The following is an 11,739-nucleotide window of genomic DNA, read 5'->3' on the forward strand; positions in this document are numbered from 1 at the left end:
CTGCAAAGCATATCAATTTGATTAAAGGGTCAGTTATGCCTACAAACGCGTTTTTAGGAGTATTTGCAAAATCTCCTATCAAACCAATGGAAGAACACATCAAGAAGGTTCATCAAGCAAGTAAAGCTTTGATACCTTTTTTTAATCACGTATTTAAAGAAGAGTGGGTACAAGCAGAAGAGCTTCGCATCACTATTCGCAATTTAGAACGTGAAGCTGATGATATGAAAAGAGATATACGTTTACAATTACCGCGTGGTTTATTCATGCCGGTAGAGCGTACAGATCTTCTCGAACTAGTAACTCAACAAGATAAAATTGCCAATAAAGCAAAAGATATTGCAGGGCGAGTGATTGGTCGTGAAATGACCATTCCAAAAGTTATGCAAGCTGATTTCTTAGCTTACTTAACCCGTTGTGTAGATGCGACTAAACAAGCATCTAAAGCAATTAACGAATTAGAAGAATTGCTAGAAACGGGTTTTAAAGGTCGAGAAGTCACCTTAGTAGAAAAAATGTTAGTTGAATTGGATGCCATAGAACAAGACACGGACGAAATGCAGATAAAAGTACGCCGCCAGCTACGTGATGTAGAGGGTGAGTTAAATCCAATTGATGTTATGTTTTTGTACAAAATCATTGAATGGGTTGGCGAGCTTGCAGATATTGCAGAGCGCGTAGGATCACGTCTTGAGCTGATGTTAGCTCGTTAATTTAAAATCAGTTCAAACACGAAAGATTAAGGTTTTACAATGGATATCATTGCATCTTACGGCACGGTATTAATTTTAATTGCCGCAGCAGTCGGCTTTTTTATGGCTTATGGTATTGGCGCGAACGACGTAGCGAACGCCATGGGCACATCTGTAGGTTCAAAAGCGCTAACAATCAAACAAGCTATTTTTATAGCGATGATTTTTGAATTTGCAGGCGCTTACTTAGCAGGTGGTGAGGTTACATCAACAATTCGTAAAGGAATTATCGATGCCGCACCATTTGCAGACATTCCTGAACTTATGGTTCTGGGTATGATTTCATCTTTATTTGCAGCGGGTGCTTGGTTATTAATGGCCTCGTTCTTGGGTTGGCCAGTATCAACGACTCACTCAATCATTGGTGCAATCATTGGTTTTGCGTTAGTTGCTGTTGGTACTGAGGCGATTCAATGGGATAAAGTAGGTGGTATTGTTGGTAGTTGGATTATAACGCCCGCCATATCAGGCTTTATTGCATACTTAATATTTATGAGTGCACAAAAACTTATTTTTAATACAGATGCACCACTAAAAAATGCTAAACGCTATGTACCACTTTATATGGGTTTAGCAGGTTTTATAATGGCCTTGGTTACAATTAAAAAAGGTTTAAAGCATGTTGGTGTTGATTTAGGTGCAGCCGAAGGGTACGCCTTAGCAATAGCTGTAGCAGTTGTCGTTGCTATAATTGGTAAAATTGCTATTTCTCGTTTAAATATCGATCCAAAAGCAGATAAACAAATGCAATTCAACAATGTTGAAAAAGTGTTTGCTGTTCTTATGGTATTAACAGCATGTTGTATGGCCTTTGCACATGGTTCTAACGATGTTGCTAATGCAATCGGTCCACTAGCTGCTGTTGTAAATATTGTTGAAAACAATGGTGAAATTGCTAAAAAAGCGGCTATTGCTTGGTGGATTCTACCTCTAGGTGGTTTTGGTATTGTTGCGGGTCTTGCTATTTTGGGCAAAAAAGTAATTAAAACGATTGGTGAAGGCATTACACATTTAACGCCTAGCCGTGGTTTTGCTGCTGAACTAGCCGCTGCTTCTACCGTTGTTATTGCATCAGGTACTGGTATGCCAATCTCTACTACTCAAACCTTAGTAGGTGCGGTATTAGGTGTAGGTATGGCACGTGGAATTGGTGCACTTAACATGGGTGTTATCAGAAACATTGTAGTTTCTTGGGTAATTACATTGCCAGTTGGCGCTGCCCTTGCTATTGTTATTTTCTACGTACTAAGAACCGCATTTGGGGTTTAACAAAAAAGTACTCAAAGACTTTTAGCTTGAAAAGATCTCAATGCCCTAGGTGTTGGGGTCTTTTTATTTGTGGAAAGAAAAAATGACCAATCTTCCAAGTATCAAACAGCTACAGTATTTATTAGCTGTTCATCAACATCAGCACTTTGGCAGAGCTGCCAGTGCCTGTTTTATTGGGCAATCTACTTTAAGCAGTGCTATTCAAAATCTTGAAGAAACGTTGGGTTGCCAGCTTATTGAACGCGAAAATCGCAGCCTTATGTTTACCAGTATTGGTGAAGAGGTTGTTGAGCGCTCTCGTAAAATAATTAACGATACAATTAGTTTAAAAGAGCTCACTAAAAGCTTTTTAACACCACTGAGTGGTAAATTAACGGTGGGTGTTATACCTACAATTGCTAGCTTTATAGCGGCTCCTCTGTATCACTTTTGTAAAGAAACCTTTTGTGATTTAGAGCTGGTATTAATAGAAGATACGAGTGATAAGCTACTGGATAAACTTGAGCATGGGCATATTGATTTAGCGCTACTTGCACTGCCATACGAAACCGATAAATTTCATACACAAGTATTGGCAAAAGATCAGTTTAGTTTAGTGCACCATAAGGACTACAGCGCTGCAAAGGGCGTAGTCGACTTTAATCTATTACCAGAGGCTAGCGTATTCTTACTCGAGCGTGAGCACTGTATGACAGGCCATGCGCTTAGTGCATGTCATTTAAACCGTGCTAGTTGTATTAACCCATTTGAAGCAGCAAGCTTGCATACATTATTGAGTATGGTTGAGCATCAGCTCGGGGTGACTTTTTTACCACAAATGGCGATTAACGCCGGAATTTTAGATAATAAAAATATGGTGGCAACACCATCACAAAGCGATGCATATAGAGATATTGGCATATTGTGGCGGAAAACTACGGGGCGGATCCGCGACTTTAAGTTATTTAGTCAACAGCTTGAGGTATTTTTAAAGCGCCAATGTAGTTTAGATTTTTCTAAATAAGAATAGTAAATGAATGAAAGCAGCCTATAAAGGCTGCTTTTGATTTTTAAAATGGCTTTCAAAAGGCTCAAGTTCGGGTAAAAATAGTAAATAAATCCATACCACCAAGTTAAAGTAAGGCACGCAACCTAATACAGTAAAAACCTTAACTGGGTAGCCTTTAATATTTGCGTAACGATAACACTGATACGCGATTGCAAAATGTATAATCAGTAATAACATAACTAGCTGTGTCATACCTTTCTCCTTAAAAGCTTAAATAGCTTTGAAACCCACTATAAATATCAGTGCTACGTCGCCAAAAGGTAATGTCATGTTTTTAAAGTGAAATACATTAAAATGCACGACATTTTTTATTTGATACTGAAAGTATAGGCAAGAAAGGTAATATTGGTAGTAACAAATTGTTTAATTTTGTTTATTTTGGGCTAGCTTGTTGTTGGTAAAACGTTTTATTTTTTGAAATTTTTTCAAGCTCATCTTTTACTTTTTCAACAGGTACTGGGCGTGCAATAAAGTAGCCTTGTCCATAATCAACACCTATCTCTTTTAGTGCAAAAAATATCTCTTCGTTTTCAACGTACTCAGCTACAGAGCGCTTATCGAGAGACCGACTAATATCATTTATTGCTTTTACTAACGCTAAGTCTATAGGGTCATTAAGCATGTCGCTTACAAATGAGCCATCAATTTTTACATGTTGTGCTGGAAGCTGCTTTAAATAGTTAAATGTACTAAAGCCAGTTCCAAAATCGTCAATAGAAAAATGACAGCCTAAGCTATTAAGCTTCTCAATCATTTTACGAGTCGCTTTTAAGTTGTTAATACTTGCTGATTCAGTTATTTCAAAAATTATCCGCGAAGGGGGCACGTTATACTTTTCAAGATTTGATTCAATTAATGGCAATAAGCGTTCATCTAAGAATGATTGTGCTGACAAATTAATAGCAACTTGGTTTAACTCTGGGTGCTTAGACACACAAGCAACGGCATTACGTATAACGCATTGATCCATCAAAAATGTGTCGTTAAGCATCTCTAAAGAGGGAATAAATTGATTTGGGTACACAAGTTTACCTTTGAGTTTTAAGCGTAAGAGCGCTTCAAAATAAGCAACTTTACACTCTTTAAAATCCCAAATAGGTTGGTAATGCAGTTCAATATTATCTTGCTGCAGTGCTTGTCGAATTTCGTGACCCCATTCAAGCCCAGTTTGAAGCGTATTGTTTTGAGCGTCCTCTTTTGAGTAGCAATGTACTAAGTTACGCCCTAAATTTTTGGCAATATACAAAGCAATATCGGCTTGTTTTAAACACTCATTAGGGTCGTTATTTTGTGTCGTGATTTGAGTTAAACCAATAGAGCAGCTAATAGTGTATATCTGATCTTCTGATTTAAAAGCATGTTTTTCTATCGCACTACACACACCTTCTGCAATAAGGTGTGCATCCAGTAAATTCATATCGGTAAGTATGACTGCAAACTCATCGCCGCCTATTCGGCACACCAAATGGTCTTCGCCAATATTTGTTTTAAATAATTGCGCCACTTCTTTTAATACTATGTCACCTTGGTGGTGACCTTTGCTGTCGTTTATTATTTTAAAGTGATCGAGGTCAATATAAATAACAGCATGCTCTATGCCATCATACGTGTATTTATCTTGGCATATTTTATTAAGCTGTTGATCAAAGTAATAACGGTTATGTAAACCAGTTAATGGGTCATGGTGTGCTAAATGACGTAGTTGAATTTCTGCTTGTTTACGTTCGTGTATGTTGTCGATAGTGGCGGTTATGGTCGCGTTATTACGACTATTTTTGATTAGCTGTAATCTGCATTCGACCCAGATTAAATTGCCATTTTTATGGGTGAGCTTTACTTCTATTTGTTGCTGTTGCTCGCCACCATGTAAAATGTCATTAATAGTATAATTTAGTCTTCCTTTATCTTCGTTATTACAATAAGCGCTTAATGGGGTTTGTAGTGATGATTTAACACCAAAACCGCTTAATGTCTCCCATGCAGGGTTAATAAAACGAATATGCCCTTGCTGATCAAGCTCTAAAACAACCGTATTCAAATGCAATAAAATACGCTGATGAGCCGAAAATAACTCTTTGTAACGCACTTCGCTCACGCTTAGCTGCTCTACTTTGTAAGCAAACTCAGCATAACTCACCATAAAATCTTCACGTCGTGCGGCATGGTCACACACTTTATTTAAAAATGAAGGGTCGTATGGGGCTCTAATAAAATCGGTAACACCAGACAGCAAAAGCTGCTCAGCGTAATCAGCATCATCACTTTCTATAATTGTAACAATAGCTTGTTTAGAATTGTGCTGTAGGATTTCTTCAACGAGTACACTCGAGCTCTCTGCACTTGATGTAGTGGCATCGAGTAGCACAATTGAAAACTGCTGTTGGTTGTAAGCGTTTAGTGCTGCTTTGGCTGAGGTAACGTGAGTAATAGCAAAGTTTAACTTTAACTGTTCACTTATTTTGTCGGCCGTATTTTGAAGTGGCTCTAATAATAATAAGTTTAGCCGGCTACTTTTTTCTAAGTGAGTAGATAAAACATTCGCAAGTACTTGAGGGAGCATGTCTTTATGTTCAAACGGCAGTACAGCATCTATCCCGTAGCTTCGGGCTGTTGTTTCTGCAATACGCTCACAGTAAATTGGCGGAATAAGTAAAATTGGGGTGTTTTTCGGTGTTTTTAATAATCCTGAGCGGATCATCCTCGAAAAGCGCCAGCCGTCAATTTTCCCAACATTAATGCCCGTTATTATAATATCAACAGGGTGTTGTTTTAAAAGCTTTAAAGCTTGTTGGCTATCTTGCGCATCAATAAAGGTAAATACATTTAAGCTATCTAAAGTGCCTTTAATCGCGCGGCGTTCAGCACTACTTGCGTTTAATATTAGCAATTTAAGCTGGTTTGGCACGTGTTGAACACCCCTAATGTAACTTATAATAATTCAGCCGAACAAGAATAGTGACATTTAACCATAAGAACAAGAAAATTTAATGATAAACACGCAAACAAGATATTATAAGTTTGGCTGATTTCTTGAGCTTAATATCCGATACATATACACTTGGCGCGATTTTAAATGATGTGGATTACTAATTATGCGCGTGGCTGACTTTAGCTTTGACTTACCTGATGAATTAATAGCTCGTTTTCCTAAAGCGGACAGAACTAGCAGCCGTTTACTTACTTTAGATGGCCCAAGCGGAACTCTAGAACATAAAGTGTTTAGCGACATACTTGATTTAGTAAACGAAGGCGATTTGTTAGTCTTTAACAATACACGCGTTATTCCAGCACGTATGTTTGGTCAAAAAGCCTCTGGCGGCAAAGTTGAAGTGCTTGTAGAGCGAGTGCTAGATGAACATCGCGTACTTGCGCACGTACGCGCGAGCAAGTCGCTTAAGGTTGGTAACGAAGTTATTCTTGAAGGCAAAGCTAAAGCAATAATGGTTGCACGCCACGATACATTATTTGAGCTTGAGTTTGATCATAGCCAAAACGTGCTAGATATACTTAATGATATTGGTCATATGCCACTGCCTCCTTATATTGACCGACCTGATACCGAAGCTGATCGCGAGCGTTACCAAACTGTTTATGGAGAAAAGCCAGGTGCAGTTGCTGCGCCAACAGCGGGCTTACATTTTGACGATAAGTTAATGACGGCACTAAAAGATAAAGGTGTAAACATGGCTTTTGTTACTTTGCACGTTGGCGCCGGTACTTTTCAGCCAGTACGAGTGGATAGTGTTGATGAGCATGTAATGCATTCCGAGTACATAGAAGTGCCCGATGATGTAGTTGCTGCCGTTGCACAAACCAAAGCAAGTGGCGGGCGTGTAATTGCGGTTGGCACAACTTCAGTACGCTCATTAGAGTCGGCAGCTAAAGTTCACGGCGGCAAGTTAGATACGTATTTTGGTGATACCGATATATTTATTTTTCCGGGTTACCAATTTAATGTTGTTGATGCCATGGTCACTAATTTTCACTTACCTGAGTCAACACTCATTATGTTAGTAAGTGCTTTTAGCGGACAAGACAATATTATGGGCGCATACAATACCGCAATTGAACAAAAATACCGCTTTTTTAGTTACGGTGATGCGATGTTTTTAACACGCAAGTAACAGCTTGTTATTTAATACTCAGTAAAAAACATTAAAAACCCCAGCTTCGTTGCTGGGGTTTTTGTTTAGCGTAATAAGCAAGATTGAATTTATCGCAGCTAATAGTATTAATGAGGCAAAAAGGGTAGAATCGAGCGGTTAAATTATAGCTTGTTGGACTGTTTTTCCGACATTGAGGATGATATGAAATTTGAATTAGATTGTACTGACGGAAAAGCGCGCCGCGGCCGCTTAATTTTTGACCGTGGTGTAATAGAAACACCTGCATTTATGCCTGTTGGTACTTACGGTACTGTAAAAGGTATGACGCCAGATGAAGTAAAAGCCACTGGTGCGCAAATATGTTTAGGTAATACCTTTCATTTAATGCTTCGCCCAGGTACTGAAATCATTAAGCAACATGGTGATTTACACGACTTTATGAATTGGGATTTCCCAATTTTAACTGACTCAGGCGGTTTCCAAGTATTTAGCTTAGGCGCAATGCGTAAAATCACTGAAGAAGGCGTGTTATTTCAATCTCCAGTAAATGGTGATGAAATTATGATGTCGCCTGAAAAGTCGATGGAAGTACAGCGCGACTTAGGCTCAGACATCGTTATGATTTTTGACGAGTGTACGCCATACCCAGCAACTGAAAAAGAAGCTAAAGATTCTATGGAGTTATCTCTTCGTTGGGCTAAGCGTTCAAAAGAAGGGCATGGCGACAATCCATCTGCTTTGTTTGGTATTATTCAAGGTGGTATGTACCCAGAATTACGTGCACAATCGCAAGCAGGCTTAGAAGAAATTGGCTTTGATGGCTATGCATTAGGTGGTCTATCAGTAGGCGAGCCTAAAAACGAAATGATGAATATTCTTGATCATTGTGCGTTTAAAATGCCAGAAGACAAACCACGCTACCTTATGGGTGTAGGCAAGCCAGAGGATTTAGTTGAGTCTGTTCGCCGTGGTATTGATATGTTTGACTGTGTTATGCCAACACGTAATGCGCGTAACGGCCATTTATTCATTACCACAGGTGTAGTTAAAATACGTAACGCAGTACATAAAACAGACACAGGGCCACTTGATCCTGAGTGTGATTGCCATACGTGTGGAAACTATTCACGAGCTTATTTGCATCACCTTGATAAATGTAACGAAATTTTAGGTGCGCGACTAAACACAATTCATAATTTACGTTACTATCAACGTGTTATGGAAGGTTTACGTAATGCAATTAGCGAAGGTAAATTAGAAGAATTTGTACAAGATTTTTATGCTCGCCGAGGCCAAGACGTGCCAGAGCTAGTAGATATAAAAAATTAAACTTTAAAATTAAAGAGGAAGTATCATGAGTTTATTTATTTCAAATGCACACGCAGCAGCTGGTCAACCTGCGGCAAGCGGTGGTTGGGAAATGCTAATAATGTTAGCTATTTTCGGTTTGGTTTTTTACTTTTTAATCTACCGCCCGCAAGCTAAGCGCGTTAAAGAGCACAAAAGCTTAATGAGTATGATGGCTAAAGGCGATGAAGTACTTACCCAAGGCGGTTTAGTGGGTAAAATTGTGAAGATTTCTGAAGAGAAAGATTTCATCGTTATCTCTTTAAACGAGCAGGCAGAAGTAACAGTACAAAAATCTGCAGTATCTGCAGTATTGCCAAAAGGCACAATGAAGTCGCTATAAAAATAATAAGGACGACCCCGTGTTAAACAAGTTTCCAGTTTGGAAGTATTTACTTGTTTTAGCTGTGGTAGCCATTGGCCTTTTATATGCCTCTCCAAACTTGTATGGTCGTGATCCGGCTATACAAGTTTCAGGTGCTAAAGGCGCTGATGTCGATCTCAGTGTTGTAGACAAAGTAAACGCAATCCTTGAAAAAAATAATGTAACCGCTAAATCGACAATACTTGAAGATGGGCAAATTTTAGTTCGTTTAAAAAATGTTGAAGAACAGCTTAAAGCGCATGACTTACTGCGTGATTCGCTGAGCGACGATTACATTTCTGCTATTAATATGGCACCTGCTCAACCAGCTTGGTTAAAAGCGGTTGGTGGTAACCCTATGAAGCTAGGTCTTGATTTAAGTGGTGGCGTACATTTCACCATGGAAATCGACATGGCAACAGCGGTTGATAACCAGCTTGAGCAAATGGAACAAGATTTTCGTAGCGACCTGCGCGAAGAAAAACTACGTTACCGTAGTGTTCGCCGCGTAGCAGGCTCCGATCGTATGCGTGTAGAAATGCGTACCGAAGCAGATAAAGACGCAGCAGAGAGCTTCTTAGAAACTCGCTACCCGCTAAATGTCTACATTGATGACAGCAGTAACGATAAAGCATTTTTTGCGACAATGAGTGAGCAAAAACTCAAAGAAATTCGTGACTACGCTATCAAGCAAAATGAAACGATTATTCGTAACCGTATCAACCAAATTGGTGTTGCAGAACCTAACGTACAACGCCAAGGCGCTGAGCGTATTATTGTTCAACTACCAGGTATTCAAGACACAGCACGCGCTAAAGAAATTTTAGGCGCAACAGCAACACTTGAATTTCGCGAAGTAGACGAAAACGCTGATATCAGCGCTGCTGCTCAAGGTCGTATCCCAGCGGGTACTGAAATGATCATGAGCCGCGACGGTTACCCTGTTGTACTTAAAAAGCGTATTATTCTAGAAGGCAGTCATATTACTGGCGCGCAATCTGGCGCTGATGAATACCAACGCCCGCAAGTGAGTATTACGCTCGATAGCAAAGGTGGGGCAAAAATGAATGCCTTTACCAAACGTGCTATTGGTAAGCGTATGGCAACGGTATTTATTGAATATAAGCCATCAGGTAAAAAAGATGCAGACGGTAAAGCGCTTCCGCCTATTAAAGTTGAAGAAGTTATTAACGTAGCAACAATTCAAGCACGTCTTGATCGCTCGTTCCGTATTACAGGTATCGATAACCCAGCTGAAGCACATAACTTAAGTTTGCTACTTCGTGCAGGTGCGCTTGTAGCACCAATTCAAATTGTTGAAGAGCGCACTGTAGGTCCAAGTTTAGGTCAAGAAAATATTGAAGCGGGTATGACTGCGGTTGCACTTGGTTTTGCGTTTGTACTTGTGTTTATGCTTGTGTACTACAAAGGCTTTGGTATGGTTGCAAACCTTGCTCTTGCGGCTAACTTAGTACTGATTGTTGGTGTTATGTCTTTAATTCCAGGCGCTACACTTACGCTACCTGGTATTGCCGGTATTGTATTAACGGTAGGTATGGCGGTTGATGCTAACGTACTTATTTTTGAACGTATCCGTGAAGAGCTAGCCGATGGCCGAAGCCCTCAACAAGCAATTCATTTTGGCTACGATAGCGCATTTAGCACTATATTCGATGCCAACATCACCACGCTAATTGCTGCCATTATACTGTTTGCAGTAGGTACCGGCCCAATAGCGGGCTTTGCAGTAACACTTGCGATTGGTATTTTAACTTCAATGTTTACAGCCATCGTTGGTACCCGTGCGGTAATCAACTTATTTGTTGGTGGTAAACGTATTGATAAACTTTCGATTTAAGGAGCTGACATGCAAATTTTAAGTTTGGGTAGTAGAACCCTTCGTTTCATGTCTCTTCGTAAAGTGGCTATGGGTTTTTCGACGTTATTAATTTTAGCGTCGTTTGCATCAGTTTTTGTTAAAGGTCTAAATTTTGGTTTAGATTTTACCGGCGGTACTGCGGTAGAAGTTGGTTTTTCACAGCCAGCAGACCTTAAAAAAGTACGTGCTGCGCTAGCTGATAATGGTTTTGCTGATGCATCAGTACAACTATTTGGTTCAAGCCAAGAGATTTTAGTTCGTTTAGCACCGCGCGGTAGTGATGTTAAAGCTGAAGTAATTGGTAACCAAGTAATCGATGCGCTTAAAAAAGCTGATGACAGCGTAGTAATGCGCCGTATTGAGTTTGTGGGCCCAAGTGTAGGTGAAGACTTAAAAGAGCAGGGTGGCCTTGCCATGTTAACTGCACTTATTTGTATCTTAATCTACGTTGCATTTCGTTTTGAATGGCGCTTTGCTGTGGGTGCGGTAGGTGCACTACTACACGATGTTATTATTACTGTGGGTTTATTTTCGATATTAGGTTTAGAGTTTGATTTAACTATATTAGCGGCAATTCTTGCGGTAATAGGTTATTCACTTAACGATACGATTGTTGTATCTGACCGTATTCGTGAAAACTTCCGTAAAGTGCGCATTGACGATACTGTAGAAATTATTGATATTTCACTTACGCAAACACTTAACCGTACACTTGTAACTTCAATCACCACTATTTTAGTATTGATTGCTTTGTTTGCATGGGGCGGACAAACCATTCATGGCTTTGCAACTGCATTGCTGTTTGGTGTGTTTATTGGTACTTATTCTTCGATTTATGTTGCGAGCTCTGTTGCTATAGCAATGGGCGTAAGCAAAGAAGACTTAATACCAGAAGTAATTGAAAAAGAAGGTGCAGACCTAGACGCAATGCCGTAGTAGAGTCTCATTAAATAAAAACCGCTCCTATGAGCGGT

10 protein-coding genes are annotated in these 11,739 nt (G+C 39.6%); 8 read left to right on the plus strand and 2 right to left on the minus strand.

All coding sequences use genetic code 11. The features are described 5' to 3' along the window. The first annotated feature begins 35 nt into the window (after positions 1-35). From I6F47_RS08635 to I6F47_RS08645, 3 genes are all read left to right on the plus strand, one after another. Positions 36-713, plus strand: coding sequence for a TIGR00153 family protein (locus tag I6F47_RS08635; protein ID WP_002957838.1), 678 nt, complete (start codon positions 36-38; stop codon positions 711-713). A gap of 39 nt (positions 714-752) precedes the next feature. Then, complete coding sequence (locus tag I6F47_RS08640) at positions 753-2,021, plus strand: inorganic phosphate transporter (RefSeq protein WP_007586466.1); 1,269 nt, start codon at positions 753-755, stop codon at positions 2,019-2,021. 82 nt (positions 2,022-2,103) lie between these two features. After that, positions 2,104-3,024, plus strand: coding sequence for a hydrogen peroxide-inducible genes activator (locus I6F47_RS08645; RefSeq protein ID WP_166376397.1), 921 nt, complete (start codon positions 2,104-2,106; stop codon positions 3,022-3,024). A gap of 24 nt (positions 3,025-3,048) precedes the next feature. Here the strand turns inward: I6F47_RS08645 and I6F47_RS08650 are convergent, their stop codons facing one another. Beyond that, positions 3,049-3,261, minus strand: coding sequence for a hypothetical protein (locus I6F47_RS08650; protein ID WP_121953757.1), 213 nt, complete (start codon positions 3,259-3,261; stop codon positions 3,049-3,051). A 181-nt stretch (positions 3,262-3,442) separates the two neighbouring features. Next, positions 3,443-5,974: a two-component system response regulator gene (locus I6F47_RS08655; protein ID WP_165722424.1), complete on the minus strand. Its 2,532-nt coding sequence runs from the start codon at positions 5,972-5,974 to the stop codon at positions 3,443-3,445. A gap of 187 nt (positions 5,975-6,161) precedes the next feature. Between I6F47_RS08655 and queA the strand changes: the two genes are divergently transcribed. From queA to secF, 5 genes are all read left to right on the plus strand, one after another. Continuing rightward, complete coding sequence (gene queA, locus I6F47_RS08660; RefSeq protein ID WP_010554380.1) at positions 6,162-7,193, plus strand: tRNA preQ1(34) S-adenosylmethionine ribosyltransferase-isomerase QueA; 1,032 nt, start codon at positions 6,162-6,164, stop codon at positions 7,191-7,193. Positions 7,194-7,376: 183 nt separating this feature from the next. Then, a complete protein-coding gene (gene tgt / locus I6F47_RS08665; protein WP_007586471.1) occupies positions 7,377-8,504 on the plus strand; it encodes a tRNA guanosine(34) transglycosylase Tgt in 1,128 nt (375 codons plus the stop codon). A gap of 25 nt (positions 8,505-8,529) precedes the next feature. Next, on the plus strand, positions 8,530-8,865 hold the full coding sequence (gene yajC, locus I6F47_RS08670) for a preprotein translocase subunit YajC (RefSeq protein ID WP_007586472.1): 336 nt from the start codon (positions 8,530-8,532) through the stop codon (positions 8,863-8,865). A gap of 19 nt (positions 8,866-8,884) precedes the next feature. Beyond that, positions 8,885-10,744, plus strand: coding sequence for a protein translocase subunit SecD (gene secD, locus I6F47_RS08675; protein ID WP_010554381.1), 1,860 nt, complete (start codon positions 8,885-8,887; stop codon positions 10,742-10,744). A gap of 9 nt (positions 10,745-10,753) precedes the next feature. Further along, positions 10,754-11,701: a protein translocase subunit SecF gene (gene secF, locus I6F47_RS08680; RefSeq protein WP_007586474.1), complete on the plus strand. Its 948-nt coding sequence runs from the start codon at positions 10,754-10,756 to the stop codon at positions 11,699-11,701. Positions 11,702-11,739: the final 38 nt, after the last annotated feature.

Source organism: Pseudoalteromonas sp. NZS37, assembly GCF_015864265.1.
In the GTDB taxonomy this organism is placed as follows: domain Bacteria; phylum Pseudomonadota; class Gammaproteobacteria; order Enterobacterales; family Alteromonadaceae; genus Pseudoalteromonas; species Pseudoalteromonas arctica.